Genomic DNA, 15,258 nt, shown 5'->3' on the forward strand with positions numbered 1-15,258 from the left:
AAAAGCTGATACGGTATCGTATGAAAAAACAAAACCATTTGTGAAAATTTTTATGGAAGGTAGATGTTGTATGAATATAGCAATAACCATAGTCTTTATGGTTGTCATTGGAGCAGTGATTGGAGGGTTTACTAACTCGCTTGCCATTAAAATGCTGTTCCGCCCGTATCGAGCACTTTATATAGGGAAATGGAGAGTGCCGTTTACTCCTGGATTAATTCCAAAGCGAAGAGATGAATTAGCTGAACAAATGGGGAAAATGGTGGTTGATCACCTGCTAACTCCTGAAAGTATCCAAAAGAAATTTTTAAATGAGCAATTCCAAAAGGATATGATAACCGTTGCTCAAACGGAGCTTGATCAACTGTTAAGAAGTGAACTTACTTTAGCACAAGTCTTCGACCGGCTAGGCTTTAAGCATATAGAAACAAGTGCAACCGAAAAACTGTCCCTATTTATTCATAATAAATACGAGGAAATGATGCCACGCTTTAGGGAGAAACCAATAAAGGACGTGCTTCCAAAGGAACTTCAAGAAAAATTAAGTGAAAAGATCCCTGTAATTAGCGAATATATTTTAATAAAGGGGAAGGATTACTTTAATAGTGCCGAAGGTCAGCTTAGAGTGGAAAGAATGATCAATGATTTTGTCCGTGAACGAAGTGGGATGTTAGGGAATATGCTACAGATGTTCTTAGGAAATGTAAATCTCACAGAAAAGATTCGTCCAGAGATTTTAAAGTTTCTTGAAAATGAGGGTACAAAGGACCTGATAACGACACTCCTTTTAAAGGAATGGGAAAAACTATTAAATAAGAAAACGGAAGAATTTGAGGATCAATTAGGAAAAGAGCAATTATTACAAATGATTAATCAAACAGTTATAAAACTTGTGAAGATGGATCAATTTTTTCAAAAACCTATTTCAGAACTACTTGAAAATAATCGTGAGAGCATTATTAACGATTTTGTTCCTGCCGGCTTACGTTTAGTCTTCGACTGGACTACTGGCCGTATGGAGACAATTCTTGAACGATTACACTTAGCAGAAATTGTGAGAGAGCAAGTCGAAACGTTTTCAGTAGAACGCCTTGAGGAGATGGTATTATCCATTTCTAGAAGTGAATTAAAGATGATCACGTACTTAGGAGCATTGTTAGGAGGAGTGATCGGCCTTTTCCAAGGTATTGTTGTTATTTTCATTGGATAGGGATTATTCGCTTTTTATTGAATTGTTTGGTATAGTTGGAAGGATTTCTTGATAAGGAGTGTATAAATATGGCGGTTAATTTACATGATGCAGCTTATGAATTAGAAAAGGCGATTCGCTCAAGTAATGAATATGCGAGTTTAAGAAGAATTTATGATGAAGTAAATGCGGATCCATCCGCTAAACAAATGTTTGAGAATTTCCGTAACTTACAGCTTGAATTACAACAAAAGCAAATGATGGGCCAAGAAATTACTCAAGAGGAAGTAGAGCAGGCGCAAAAGACAGTAGCACTTGTTCAACAACACGAAAAAATTGCTCAGCTAATGGAAGCTGAACAAAGAATGAGTATGATTATTGGTGAATTAAACCAAATAATCATGAAGCCACTAGAAGAACTCTATGGAGCTATGGGACAATAACATCTAAAACACTTTATCTATTTTGATAAAGTGTTTTTTCTTTTCAACAGCAAACTCTGCTTCTCAATTGTTCTATTTGCCTCACTGTTTTCATACATGTGATATAAAGGGAAATGATGAAGGTGGGGGGCACTAACTATGATTTATCGTCTGCTTGCTATAAATATAGACGGAACGCTTCTTCAATCAAACGGGCGAATCCAAAGGTCAACCAAGGAAGCCGTTGAATATGTCCAGGGAAAGGGAATTTATGTTACGTTAGTATCATCTAGAAGCTTTCCATCAGCAAAGAAAGTGGCAAAGGCATTAAAGCTCGATTCTTATTTAGTCACACACCGTGGAGCTTATATTGCAAGCTCGATGGATCAACCGGTATTAGTAAGAAGAATTTCGGAGGATGTCACCTTTGAGTTGGTTCGATTATTAGAAGCCTTTCACTGTCAAATTCGATTAGTAGATGATCGGTATTCACTGGCCAATCGCTCAAGAGTTAGTAATAATTTACTAGCAAAAACAGTGTTTTCTTCAGGGGATCCGGTCTTTTACTCACATCAGTATGTTGATTCACTAAGTGATGCCATTTCAGATGAACCATGTAGTCCACCAAAAATTGAAATATATTTTGAGAGAAAAGAAGACCTTCAGGACGCAAAGAAAGCTATCTACACGATGTATGATGAAGTCGATACATTGCAACTGGATGATCTTCGGTTAGAAATTGTACCAAAGGGTGCATCCAAGTTAACAGGTCTTTTATACTTAGGAGAAAGACTCGGTGTGAAGCGTTCAGAAATGGTTGTAATTGCTGATGCATTGGATGATATAGATATGATTGAAAAGGTTGGGTTAGGTGTTGCCATGGGGAATGCACCCGTTGAGGTAAAAAAGGCAGCCGATTGGGTTACACGATCAAATAATGAAAATGGAGTCGGATATGTAGTAAAGGAACACTTCCGGAAGCAACAGCCGATTGAGTTCTTAAAGAAAATGAATATTATCAAGTAATTGGAAGGTATGGATCAACGATTGAAAGTTGACCCATACCTTTCATTTTTGTACACTTTTAAAGCAATGATATAAATTTAACTAAAAGGTGATTTTTTTGCAGATTAATATACAAGGATTAGTGGAGGAGAAATTCCACCGCCCACTAACAAATATTGCCAACTTATTTTTTGAAGAAACGAAAGTATTCATGGAAAACCATTCGGACCAAGCAGAGTTAACGGTAAATTTTGATTTACGAGTATCGGATTGGATTCATGTACAAGCTGAAATACCTGGTTCCGAGCTACTACATGCAAATTATGAAAAAGTTCTCCCAAATGAACTTTCTCAAAAAGAAAAAGATCGAATGATTAAACATGCGATTTCTTATGTATATTTATCTGTTCTACAAACTTATACAGGAATGACACAGAAGTGGGGGATATTAACAGGAATAAGGCCAACGAAACTTCTCCACAAGATGTTGCAAGAAGGAATGCCGAAAGAGGAAGCACACCAAAAGCTTCAAACGGAGTATATGATTTCTGATGAAAAGATTCAATTAATGCAGAATATCATTGATCGTCAATTATCCGTTGTTCCGGACTTGTATCAACTGCAAAATGAAGTGAGTATTTATATTGGTATTCCGTTTTGCCCTACGAAATGTGCGTATTGTACATTTCCTGCCTATGCGATTAATGGTAGACAAGGATCCGTCAATTCATTTTTAGGTGGTCTGCATTTTGAAATGAAAAAGATCGGACAGTGGTTGAAAGAAAATAACGTGAAAATTACCACGGTCTATTATGGTGGCGGTACTCCTACAAGTATTTCTGCTGAAGAAATGGACATGCTCTATGAAGAAATGTACGAGACTTTTCCTGATGTGACAGACATTCGTGAAGTAACGGTAGAAGCCGGTCGTCCTGATACCATCACGCCTGAAAAGCTAGAGGTATTAAAAAAATGGAATATTGATCGAATTAGTATTAATCCACAATCGTATATTCAGGAAACGTTAAAAGCGATTGGCCGTCATCACACGGTAGAGGAAACGATTGAAAAATTTAAGCTTGCACGAAATATGGATATGAATAATATTAATATGGACTTAATTATTGGTTTGCCTGGAGAAGGGGTGGAGGAGTTTTCTTATACACTACAAGAGACTGAAAAGCTCATGCCAGAATCATTAACTGTTCATACTCTTTCCTTTAAACGTGCTTCCGAGATGACAAAGAACAAAGAAAAGTACAAGGTTGCAGGGCGTAGTGAAATTGAAGAGATGATGAGGCTTGCCGAAAACTGGACGAAGGAACATAATTATGCCCCTTATTATTTGTATCGCCAAAAGAATATTCTAGGAAATCTGGAGAATGTAGGATACGCTCTTCCTAATCAAGAGAGCATTTATAATATTATGATTATGGAAGAACAGCAGACGATCATTGGTTTAGGCTGTGGCGCTGCGAGTAAATTTATTGATCCATCATCAGGTAAAATAACGCAGTTTTCAAATCCTAAAGACCCAAAAACATACAACGACTCATTCGAGAAATATACAAATGATAAACTGGAAATACTCACTAGCTTATTCTCAACCCCAGGCTCTTCTATAAAGTAAGTCAATAGGGTAATTGTAGTAGCCACGGATATTTAGTTATCCGTGGTGTTTTTGTATGCCTCGTATATTTGTTCCATATTTAATGGCCGCAGCATTCGGTTTTCTGGTTGATCGATTGGCCGGAATCCGAATTTTTCATAGAGGCTGTGTGCATCCTTGGTCGTTAAATGAAAGGCAGCCCCCTTTAATCTTGGCTCACTAACAATCGTCTCAATTAACCATTTACTTAAACCTTGACCACGGTACTCTTTTATTACAAACACATCTGCTAAATAAGCAAATCTAACAAAATCAGTTATTACGCGAGCAAAGCCAATTTGCTTGGCTGTAGAGTTTTCTTGTGGATTACCATCAAACAGGCCGAAACATAAATTAGAGTTCTCTATAGATTTTACTATTAAATCGCGATTCATCCCCTGTCCCCAATAGGAATCGTGGCAGATAAATCGTTCAATGACATCAAGATTTAAAAGATCTTTGTTCGTTGTAATAAAAAATTGATTATATGAGTAGGTTGATTTCAAAAAGAACACTCCTTTCCTTTTAACTATACCTATTTTTGCACAAGTGTTGCATAAATAATTTCGTAATTTTCAGTTTAATTATATTCTCTATTTAGAGCCAAAAAAGTAAATACCCAACAAAGGTGGCTCCATCCATTTGGAAATTTATTTACAATTAGACCTGTGTGACGACGACAACTTTCTTATCAAGGAATGGCTTTTCCTTCAATTTTTCGGAGCCAAATATGGGCTGGTTTCCAAAGGGCAGCCCGTAGATAACGGCTAATTTTTAAGGTTTTTCGCTTACTATTTGTCTCAAGTTGAACAAGAACATGTAGGCAAAAAACGATAAGTGCGATAAACACTTGATTTTGAATGGCCCATTCGCTTTGTCCGTAGAACTTTTTGATGCTAAGGTGCTGTTTGATCCATTTAAAAAACAACTCAATGGCCCACCTTGATTTATACATCTCTGAAATTTCTTCAGCGTTCAAATCAAAGCGATTGGTGATTAAATGGAGTTCATTTCCTTTGGAATCAAGCACTTTTAGAAGGCGAAAGTAATTTTCAGCACGGTTTTGGGTTGTACCAATCAGGACCATTTGATCTGATAAAACAGCGGAATCCTCGGGTAGTTTAAAATCATAAACCTCCCGTATAACGGCGTTTTTTCTTAGCCTTGATAGAAAAAAGTAACCATCATCTGTCATGCGATCAAAGCGCTCGTAGTCTAGATAGCCACGGTCAAACACATACATGCATTCCTTGTCATCGACCATGATTTCAAGTTGACCACGATCATGTTCGTTTGCCGTTGTTATGACTGCTTTTTCGGGATAGGACGCACCTTTTTCCATAAACACAAGGCGTAGATGCAACTTCACACCGGCTTTTGTCTTACGGAACTTTGCCCATTTATGATTGGTCAAATTAAGTGGCAATGTGCTTGAATCAATGATTTTTAACGGCATGACCAGTTTCGTATAGTGTGTCTTGGCATGAATTTGTACGACCAAATCAAGGAAAAGCCTTTGAAATAGATCTGGGTTCATGCCATTTAATCGCCGTGACAGCTGAGAAATACTGATCGAATCAAGGTCAATCCCTTTTTGAAGTTGGTCATCGAATAGACAATCACCTAGCGCATGCAGGCTTTCGATTTCTTCTAGCTGGGCAAAAAGTAGTAATTTTAGGAAAGACTCTGTCGTTAATTTTTTCGTATAGTAATCTAATTTCATCGTTTTCACCTGTTCTTCAAATAATTGAATATTAATTGGTGAAAACCATTGTCCAAATGAAGTTTTTCGTGTAATCTTGTCCATGAGATGTGTCCTTTTTAGTGGATTTGGACGGGTTACCACCTGACTTATCCATTATAAAGGACTTTTTCTTTGCACAATATAATAAAGTTGAACATTTTGAGTATTTTTAATAGTGAAATTAAATTAATGCAACACTAGTGCTATTTTTGTAATAATTTAAAATAATTAGTTTTTTATCAAATGGAATACCGATATAATAATAGAAGAGAAGTCATTTGGAGGGGAGAAGGATGAAAACGAATACTGAATCTAATACACTGTTAGTACATGTGAATGGACGAGTCGCAACGATACAATTGAATCGACCAGAAAGCTTAAATTCACTAAATGTTGAACTAATCAAGGGATTGACAACAAAATTAAAGGAAATAAGTATTACAGATGATATTGATGTTGTGGTTATAACTGGAAACGAACGTGCCTTTTCATCAGGAGGCGATATAAAAATGATGCTACAGGAAACGAATGAAAGCGATTTCTTTAATGTGATGGACAACATTAATGAATTGGTTATGACTCTTTATTCTTTACCTAAGCTAACAATTAGTGCTGTATCAGGTTCTGCGGCTGGTCTCGGACTAAGTATAGCTTTAGCGACAGACTATATTCTAGCTGATGAAAAAAGCAAGCTTGCTATGAATTTTATCGGAATTGGTCTCGTCCCTGATGGTGGAGCTCACTTCTTCCTTGAGAAAAAGTTAGGTGAGGATCAAGCCAAACAGCTCATTTGGGAAGGGAAAATAATGACTGCACATGAGGCATTTCAAAAAGGCCTCATTCATGAGGTAGCGCCTAATTATTTGGAAGCATTAAACGATAAGCTGGAGGAGTATTTAAAGAAACCACTTCAAGCTATGATAAAAACTAAGAAAATATTGGTTGAAAAGAACCGGCCACAATTATTAAAAATTCTTGAGCTTGAAAAATATGGACAACATAAAATGAGACAAACAGAGGATCACCAAGAGGGAATCCGTGCCTTTATAGAAAAGCGAAAACCTCAGTTTAAAGGGAAGTAAAGGAAAACTCAGCCAATATTTACTGGCTGAGTTTCTTATGCTTTAAATAGGATTAGATTACCATCAGGGGTTACGAGACGGTGTGTTTTATTGTATAGCTTCTTTTCCTTTAAGAGAACCTCGGTCTTATTCTTTGCCTCGATATCATTCTTCGCCTCGATTGCTTCGTCTATAATTTTTTCCCCAGTAGCTTCAAAACAAGTTAATTTGTAGATCTTCATCCTTTTTCCCCCATCGTAATAACTTCCTAGTTTTATTTTCACATAGGTGAGGAGGTTCTTGCAAAATAGAAATTACAAAAATATGTAACTTTTTATATTCTCGAACGTACTACCTTATGGAAGAGGAGGGAAGGACATGGTTTTAAAAATCGAAAACATAACGAAGCGTTTTGGAACGTTTACGGCAGTGAACGACCTATCATTAACCATACCGGAAAGAGAGATGTTTGGTTTTCTTGGGGCAAATGGAGCAGGGAAAACAACAACTTTTCGGATGATTCTAGGCTTAATGGATAGTAGTGATGGTCGAATCACTTGGAATGGTAACCCCATTAATTATTCAACGAGCAGATATATTGGCTACTTACCAGAAGAACGTGGACTGTACCCTAAATTAAAGGTAAAAGAACAAATTGTGTACTTGGCAAGGTTAAGAGGAATGGAGAAGGGAGAAGCACAAACGGAATTAGACAAATGGCTCGAACGATTTAAAGTTCCTGAGTATGCAAACAAAAAGGTTGAAGAGCTTTCTAAGGGAAATCAGCAAAAAATTCAGTTTATCGCAGCCGTTCTACATAAACCAGAACTGCTAATTCTGGATGAACCTTTTAGTGGACTTGATCCTGTAAATGTCGAGTTGTTAAAAGAGGCTGTACTGGACTTAAAGAAAAACGGATCAACGATTGTCTTTTCAAGTCACCGTATGGAGCATGTAGAAGAGATGTGTGAACATTTATGTATCATGCATAAAGGAAGCCCTGTTGTACATGGCTCTCTTAGGGATATAAAGAAAAGTTTTGGTAAGAAAAATGTCGTGATTCATGCTGATTTCTCACTAGACTTTTTAAAAGAATATCCTGGAGTAATTAAGCACAAAAAGACCGCAGAAGGAATTCATCTTCAAATAACGGGTGAAGAAGTAGCGGAGAACCTACTTAAGGAAATTGTACCTTATGGGTTTATACGAAAGTTTGCCCTAGAGGAGCCAAGCTTAAATGATATTTTTATCGAGAAGGTAGGTGCCTCATATGAGTAAGTTTTGGATCATCCTGGCTCATACTTACATGAGTAAAGTGAAATCAAAATCATTTATCATTACAACTGCTGTTACTTTATTGTTAATTGTAGGACTTACGAATCTCTCAAACGTGATGGACTATTTTAATAAAGGAGAATCCGGAGAGGAAATTGCAGTCATTGATGAGAGTGAAGCAATTTTTTCTCCATTAAAGCAGCAAGTCGAAGCAGTCAATGAAGATATTAAACTAACCCAATTTACTGGGGACGAGGATGCGGCAAAGGAAGCAATTCGAGAAGGGGAATATGATGGACTACTTCTTGTACGATTAAACAATGTGAACTTACCTGAAGCAACTTATCATGCAATGACCATTGCTGATACAACCATTGCAAATGAGGTGAAAAATAGCCTCCAGCAATTGAAAACACAGTTAGCTGCCACACAGATGGAACTCTCCACTGAGGAGCTTGCAAAACTGTATGAGCCTGTTGACTTTGAGCAACTAGCACTAGAAGAAAACGCAAAAACAGAGGAAGAACTGAACCAAGCAAGAGGCCTTGTTTATGTACTTTTATTTGTCATCTATTTCTCAGTGATTCTATACGCTAACATGATTGCAATGGAAGTTGCGACGGAAAAATCTTCTCGTGTAATGGAAATTCTTATTTCGAGTGTATCTCCCATTAAGCAGATGTTTGCAAAGATTCTTGGTATAGGTTTGGTAAGTATTACACAAATGGCTGTTTTACTAGGTGTAGGTTATGTTTCCATGAAGCAGAATCTCGATACGATGCAAGGGGGATTTTTTAGCTATCTTGGTTTTGGAGATTTACCCTTAGCTACCCTTATATATGCTGTGGTTTTCTTTATTTTAGGATACTTTCTTTATTCCACTCTTGCTGCCTTTCTTGGGTCACTTGTTAGTAGAATAGAAGACCTTCAGCAGATGATTACACCCATGACAATGTTGGTTGTTGCTGGTTTTATGATCGCTATGTTTGGATTAGGCCAACCAGAAACACCTTTCATCACGATCTCTTCATATATACCGTTCTTTGCTCCCATGCTAATGTTCATGAGAGTTGGTATGTTATCGTTACCCATTTGGGAGCCAATACTAGCGATTGCGATTCTTATTATCACTATTATTCTTCTAGCGATCTTCGGAGCAAGAGTATATAGAGGTGGCGTACTAATGTATGGACGATCAACTTCTTTTAAAGATATTAAAAAAGCCCTTCAACTTACAAAGAATGAATAAGCAAGCTTCGATTTTGAAGCTTGTTTTTTTTATTTAGTATAAGAACGTGCATTCGTATTTTTAAGATGCTAAAATATAGAAAAATAGAAAACCAAATGAGGAACCGATTATGAAGCGAGTAACCTTTATTCATGCTGCTGATTTGCATTTAGATAGTCCGATGGTGGGTCTGAAGTCTTTGCCAGCATCCATTTTCTCACGACTAAAGGAAAGTACGTTTGTCGCGCTTGAAAGGATTGTTAATAAGGCGATTGAGGAAAAGGTCGATTTTGTTATTTTAGCTGGTGACCTATTTGATAGTGAGGATAGAAGTATTAAAGCCCAAACAAGACTTCGTAATGAAATGAAGCGGCTTCAAATGCATGGAATACCTGTCTTTGCTATTCATGGAAACCATGATCACCTTGATGGGAGTTGGGCTCATCTTGATATGCCTGAGAATGTACATATTTTTTCCACCGATGTAGAAAGAAAGATATATACAACGGCCAATGGAAGCCATATTCACTTATACGGTTTTAGTTACCCTAGCCGGCATGTTTTCGAAAGAAAAATAGTTGATTACCGAAAAGAGGGCGAAGCGGATTTTCATATTGGGATACTACATGGAAACATCGAAGGAAACCATGAACATGGAAATTATGCCCCTTTTTCGATAAAGGAATTATTAGACAAGGATTTTGATTATTGGGCTCTTGGACATATTCATAAACGCATGATCCTGTCACAAGATCCTCCGGTTATTTATCCAGGCAATACGCAAGGGCGTAATAGGAAGGAAACAGGGCTAAAAGGAGGCTATTTGATTGTGTTAGAGGAAGGGAAAAAGAGTTTTGAGTTTTTTCCTACCTCAGACTGTTTGTGGACAGAAAAGGAGATCAATGTAAGTGAAGTAAATGGGTTTGAACAGCTTTACTTAACCTGTAAAAGCTTGATTGATGCTGAGAGAGAAAGTAAGGTAGGCATTTTGCTTAAACTTCATCTAACCAAGCTAAGAAAGGAAAATAATCCTAGTGAAAGAGACATTTTAAATGATTTATTGGAAGCTCTTCAAGAAGATGAAAAAGAAGAAGCTTCCTTTGTTTGGACATATGCTGTTACAGCTGAGGAACAGTGCATTTGGGATAAGGAGACATTGGCAAATCAAACGGATTTCTATGGTGAGTTATTTCGGCTATCAGGGGAGCCAGGGGAACTCGGACATAGTTTAGACATACTATTTCACCATCCGCAAGCAAGGAAATTTCTAAACCCATTAACTGAAGAGGAAAAAAAAGAAATGATACGATATGCGGAGAGTTTTCTAGTGGATCAATTGTTAAAGGAATAGGAGGTGAAAGATATGATAATTAAAGAGTTACAAATTTATGGTTATGGAAAAATAGAAAATGTTACGATTTCTAATCTACATTCCTTTACCGTTTTCTATGGAGAAAACGAAGCAGGCAAATCAACGATCATGTCCTTTATTCATAGTATGTTGTTTGGTTTTCCAACAAAAGTTCAGGCTGAGCAGAGGTATGAGCCGAAGTCAGGAATAAGGTATGGTGGGAAGCTCCTTTTCGAAATAAACGATAAAGGTCACATCGTTATCGAACGAATAAAAGGCAAAGCCACAGGTGATGTGATCGTTACTTTAGAGGATGGAACAAGGGGAGGAGAGGATCTCCTTAAAGAGTTACTATCCCGTATGGATAAATCTCTTTACCAATCGATCTTTTCTTTTAATTTACAGGGGTTACAAAATATCCATCAACTGAAAAAAGAGGATTTGGGAAGATTTTTATTTTCTACGGGTGCTGTTGGTACTGACCGGCTGGTTTCGATAAATTCGACCCTCCAGAAAGAAATGGATGAAAGGTTTAAACCAAGTGGAAAAAAACCTGTAATTAATGAGAAATTAAAAGAGCTGAAAGAAGTTTATCATCAGCTTAAGAGTTCGGAAAATAAAAATGAAGGCTATTGGCAGTTGGTACGGCAACGCAATGAGCTAGTGGAGGAAATCTCCCAACTAGCTAATAGCGAAGAAGTTTTAATGCAAGAGCTACACCAGCTACAAGAATGGAAAAAGCTTGAACCAGTTGTAAAAGAGCTGGAATATGTAAAAGAGAAAATAGAGGGAAAACCTCCTATTAAGTTTCCTGTTGAGGGGATAAAAAGATTAGATCAAATCATTCAATGGATGAAGCCATTAGAAGCGCAAAAAGAAAGATTAGATAGGAAAATACTAGTGCTTAGTGAGGAGATTAGAAATTCTCAACCCAATCTTGCTCTTCTAGATAAGGAAATAGACATTCAAGAAGCATTAGACAAACTTCCTTTACTTGAAACACTCAGTGAGGAAGAAAAGAGTTTGCGCATTCAACTGGAACATCTACAGAGACAAAAAAGAGAGTGCGTGAGCAAATTACATATTCCTCTACCCGATGATGCGCTCTTAAATATTGATACGAGCATGTTTATGAAGGAACGTGTGAAGATCGCACAGAAAAAACAATGGAAGCTCAATGAAAAGAAAGAAGAACTTGATGCGTTATTTGAGCAAGAAAAGTTGGACTTAGAGTTACTTGAGAATAGGATTGCCTTTTATAAGAATGAGTTGCTTTCGGAGAATGAATATCTCGAGCTTGAGGAAAAGGTAAAGCTTTCGAGCCCAGCTAGCTTAAAAAGTGATCAATTACAAGTGAAACAAACACTCAATATGTTAATGGGATTTGAAGAGGAGGCAAACAAGGAATCGAGGAATCGCTTCTTTCAATTACTCGCATTTACAATCATAAGTATATTCCTTGGTGTATTTGGTCTTATGAGATCAGAACCTTTATTCATTTTTATTAGTATCAGTCTGTTTCTAATTGTATTGTTTTCTTCACTTTCCACGAAAACGAGGAAAACAAAGAAAAATATCCGAACGCAGCTAGAAGATTTATTAAAAGAAGAAAAAGAACTAGATGTACAAATACAAGCATTGAATTCTGATCAATTTCACGAAAATAGCCGCCGGTTAGAAATGGAGAAACAAAAAGCGGAAGAGTTAAAGATCCTTAACGTTAAATGGGAGCAACAAAATACCCATTATGAACGAATAATCTTAGAATTTGAAAAATGGGAAATTGAGTCTGCAGAAATCGAATCGGAGCTAAAATCAATCGCCCAAAAACTTTGCTTATCAGAAGAAGTTACAAAGTCTTATTTAGGAGAGGCATTTGACCTTTTAGAACGTATCAAACAGACGATTCATGAACAACACGCCCTTCAATTACAAATAGATAAAAAAATAGACGTCATTCAAAGGATATCAAATCGTATCGAAGAGCTTGGTAGATTATTTTTTGAGAAACAGTTTCCATTGCCACAACTAGCGTTGGAACTAAGAAATCGATTAAGAGAAGAACAGCAAAAGTATATAATATTCAGTGGAAAAAACGAAAAACTCGACGAAAGTAAGGAGGAGCTTGAGAAGGTTATAAGTGAGCTGAATCAGTTCCGTAATGAAATGAATGAACTGTTTGTTTTAGCTGATGTAATCAATGAAGAAGAGTACCGTAGTGCAGGGCTTGAAATGGACAAACAAACGGAGGATAGAAATAAAATAGAAGAACTTCAAAAGCAAATCGCTTTTTCATCATTAACAAAGGAAGTAATCGGAAAATTAATAAAGATTACTGATATCAAACAAGCCATAATAGAAAAGAATACGGACATTGAACAGAATCATAAAAGACGTGAGGAAGCTCTAAAAACTCTATCTGAAACAAAACACCAAATTTCAATTCTAGAAGAAGGAGGTAAATATTCAGAACTCCTTCATAAGTATACGCAATTGAAAGCGGAGTTAGAGGATGAAGCAAAGGACTGGGCACGCGTGGCTCTAGCTAAAGAGCTTTTGAACAAAACCATGAAGGTATTTAATGAAGAAAAGCTGCCAGCGGTTTTAGGAAAAGCCGAGGAATACTTATCATTTTTAACGGAAGGCAACTATCAGCGCATCGTTCCAAAAGAGAATGAAAGTGGGTTTTATATTCATCGAAAAGATTATTCTGTATTCGAAGCTAATGAACTAAGTCAAGCGACCATGGAGCAGGTGTATGTTGCGATCAGACTTGCTCTTGTAACCACCATTTATAAAAAAAGACCCTTCCCAATTATGATTGACGATAGCTTTGTAAACTTTGATCACGTTCGAACGAGTCGTGTTCTTGAATTATTAAAGAAAATAACGAATAATCAAGTTTTGTTCTTCACTTGCCACCGTCATTTACTGAAGGATTTACAAGGTAGCCATATCATCCGTCTTGAAGAAATGCCCGTTCCTCAGTTGAAGTGAGGACGGGATTTCTTATTATGACGAAAGAATTACCATAATCAAGTCTATGAATATTGACTGTTATGATGATTAAATATGCTATACTAGAATCATAGAAAGGGGCGTATTTGATGTCAAAAGGTATCCTTGATTATGAAGTAGGAGAAGCTGTTGAACAGTTTCTACTTATAAAAAATTCGGTAAAAGGGATCGCAAGTAATGGTAAGCCCTTTTTAACGATCATTTTCCAAGATCAAAGTGGTGAGATTGAAGCGAAACTATGGGATGCATCTGATGAAGATGAAAAAATATATGCAGCACAAAAAATCGTGAGAATCGTTGGGGAAATCCAGAATTATCGTGGGCGTAACCAATTAAAGCTAAGACAAATCCGACCTGCAGCTCCTACAGATTCTGTGAAGTTAGCTGACTTCCTTGAAACAGCTCCTGTTAGTAAGGATGAAATGTCTAGTAAAATTACACAATATATATTTGAAATGAAAAACCCTAATATCCAAAGAATTACAAGACATTTATTAAAGAAACATTTAAATGAGTTTTTAGAGTATCCAGCTGCAACAAAGAACCATCATGAGTTTGTTTCAGGACTAGCTTACCATGTGGTTAGTATGCTTGACTTAGCTAAGGCAATAGCTGAGCTATACCCTAGCTTGGATAAAGATTTACTATATGCTGGAATCATTCTTCATGATCTAGGGAAAGTAACGGAACTATCTGGACCGATTTCGACCTCATATACCGTCGAAGGAAATCTTTTAGGTCATATATCTATCATGGTGAACGAAATTGGTAAAGCGGCAGATGAGCTTCATATTTCTGGTGAAGAAGTCGTTATCCTTCAGCATCTTGTATTGAGTCACCATGGAAAGGCTGAGTGGGGAAGCCCAAAACCACCATTAATTAAAGAAGCAGAAATTCTTCATTATATTGACAATTTAGATGCAAAAATGAATATGCTAGACCGAGCATTGGAGAGAGTGAAACCAGGTGAGTTTACTGAAAGAATTTTCCCTCTAGAGCAAAGGTCATTTTATAAACCAAGCTTTCATAAATAATACCTTACGAAAAATGCTCTAAATGGGCATTTTTTTGTTTTTTATCTCATATGGTTTATAAAGACTTGGACAACCATTAATGAAAAAGGAGGATGTTCTATGATACCAATTTGGGTCTATTTTGTTGTTGCTGGTATTTTTATTAGTGCCATGATGGCACTTCGTACAGGAAGGAAAGAGAGGGAGGAAGAAATGCAAAGTATTGAAAGAGAAGGAGAAATTTATATGATGAGGGTTGAGAGGGCCAGAGAAGGTCGTTCTGCTCAATAAAAAAGGTTCCAGA

Annotated in this window: 14 protein-coding genes; 11 read left to right on the forward strand and 3 right to left on the reverse strand. The window is 36.8% G+C overall.

The window, feature by feature from the left end:
- The first annotated feature begins 70 nt into the window (after positions 1 to 70).
- The 4 genes from MKX65_RS05845 (at position 71) to MKX65_RS05860 (ending at position 4,246) form a co-directional block, all read left to right on the forward strand.
- Positions 71 to 1,210 (forward strand): DUF445 domain-containing protein, encoded by a 1,140-nt coding sequence (locus MKX65_RS05845; protein ID WP_340902772.1) that lies wholly within the window; start codon positions 71 to 73, stop codon positions 1,208 to 1,210.
- A 68-nt stretch (positions 1,211 to 1,278) separates the two neighbouring features.
- Entirely contained in the window at positions 1,279 to 1,632 is a 354-nt protein-coding gene (locus MKX65_RS05850) for a YlbF family regulator (RefSeq protein ID WP_160548182.1), read from the forward strand.
- A gap of 138 nt (positions 1,633 to 1,770) precedes the next feature.
- Positions 1,771 to 2,637 (forward strand): Cof-type HAD-IIB family hydrolase, encoded by an 867-nt coding sequence (locus MKX65_RS05855; RefSeq protein ID WP_340902775.1) that lies wholly within the window; start codon positions 1,771 to 1,773, stop codon positions 2,635 to 2,637.
- 88 nt (positions 2,638 to 2,725) lie between these two features.
- Positions 2,726 to 4,246: a coproporphyrinogen III oxidase gene (locus MKX65_RS05860; protein WP_445677907.1), complete on the forward strand. Its 1,521-nt coding sequence runs from the start codon at positions 2,726 to 2,728 to the stop codon at positions 4,244 to 4,246.
- Between the two features lie 32 nt (positions 4,247 to 4,278).
- On the opposite strand, the gene MKX65_RS05865 is transcribed toward MKX65_RS05860, so the two are convergent.
- Positions 4,279 to 4,770 (reverse strand): GNAT family N-acetyltransferase, encoded by a 492-nt coding sequence (locus tag MKX65_RS05865; protein WP_340902778.1) that lies wholly within the window; start codon positions 4,768 to 4,770, stop codon positions 4,279 to 4,281.
- Positions 4,771 to 4,955: 185 nt separating this feature from the next.
- Positions 4,956 to 6,071 (reverse strand): IS4 family transposase, encoded by a 1,116-nt coding sequence (locus MKX65_RS05870; protein ID WP_101730630.1) that lies wholly within the window; start codon positions 6,069 to 6,071, stop codon positions 4,956 to 4,958.
- Positions 6,072 to 6,301: 230 nt separating this feature from the next.
- Here MKX65_RS05870 and MKX65_RS05875 point away from each other — a divergent pair, with 230 nt between their 5' ends.
- Complete coding sequence (locus MKX65_RS05875; RefSeq protein WP_160548185.1) at positions 6,302 to 7,090, forward strand: enoyl-CoA hydratase; 789 nt, start codon at positions 6,302 to 6,304, stop codon at positions 7,088 to 7,090.
- Positions 7,091 to 7,125: 35 nt separating this feature from the next.
- On the opposite strand, the gene MKX65_RS05880 is transcribed toward MKX65_RS05875, so the two are convergent.
- The gene (locus tag MKX65_RS05880; protein WP_160548186.1) at positions 7,126 to 7,311 is read right to left on the reverse strand and encodes a YhzD family protein; all 186 of its coding nucleotides are present in this window, start codon (positions 7,309 to 7,311) and stop codon (positions 7,126 to 7,128) included.
- A 136-nt stretch (positions 7,312 to 7,447) separates the two neighbouring features.
- On the opposite strand from MKX65_RS05880, the gene MKX65_RS05885 reads away from it, so the two are divergent.
- The 6 genes from MKX65_RS05885 (at position 7,448) to MKX65_RS05910 (ending at position 15,245) form a co-directional block, all read left to right on the forward strand.
- Positions 7,448 to 8,347, forward strand: coding sequence for an ATP-binding cassette domain-containing protein (locus MKX65_RS05885; protein ID WP_160548187.1), 900 nt, complete (start codon positions 7,448 to 7,450; stop codon positions 8,345 to 8,347).
- Positions 8,340 to 9,593 carry an ABC transporter permease gene (locus tag MKX65_RS05890; RefSeq protein ID WP_160548188.1) on the forward strand — a complete coding sequence of 418 codons (1,254 nt, stop codon included), beginning with the start codon at positions 8,340 to 8,342 and terminating at the stop codon, positions 9,591 to 9,593. The genes MKX65_RS05885 and MKX65_RS05890 overlap by 8 nt, the downstream gene beginning before the upstream one ends.
- Before the next feature lie 109 nt (positions 9,594 to 9,702).
- A complete protein-coding gene (locus MKX65_RS05895) occupies positions 9,703 to 10,923 on the forward strand; it encodes a metallophosphoesterase (RefSeq protein WP_160548189.1) in 1,221 nt (406 codons plus the stop codon).
- 12 nt (positions 10,924 to 10,935) lie between these two features.
- Complete coding sequence (locus MKX65_RS05900) at positions 10,936 to 13,920, forward strand: AAA family ATPase (protein WP_160548190.1); 2,985 nt, start codon at positions 10,936 to 10,938, stop codon at positions 13,918 to 13,920.
- A 110-nt stretch (positions 13,921 to 14,030) separates the two neighbouring features.
- On the forward strand, positions 14,031 to 14,975 hold the full coding sequence (gene yhaM / locus MKX65_RS05905; RefSeq protein ID WP_160548191.1) for a 3'-5' exoribonuclease YhaM: 945 nt from the start codon (positions 14,031 to 14,033) through the stop codon (positions 14,973 to 14,975).
- Between the two features lie 99 nt (positions 14,976 to 15,074).
- A complete protein-coding gene (locus MKX65_RS05910) occupies positions 15,075 to 15,245 on the forward strand; it encodes a sporulation YhaL family protein (protein WP_160548192.1) in 171 nt (56 codons plus the stop codon).
- Positions 15,246 to 15,258 lie beyond the last annotated feature (13 nt).

It is taken from the genome of Robertmurraya sp. FSL R5-0851, from assembly GCF_038002965.1.
In the GTDB taxonomy this organism is placed as follows: Bacteria; Bacillota; Bacilli; order Bacillales; family Cytobacillaceae; genus Robertmurraya_A; species Robertmurraya_A beringensis.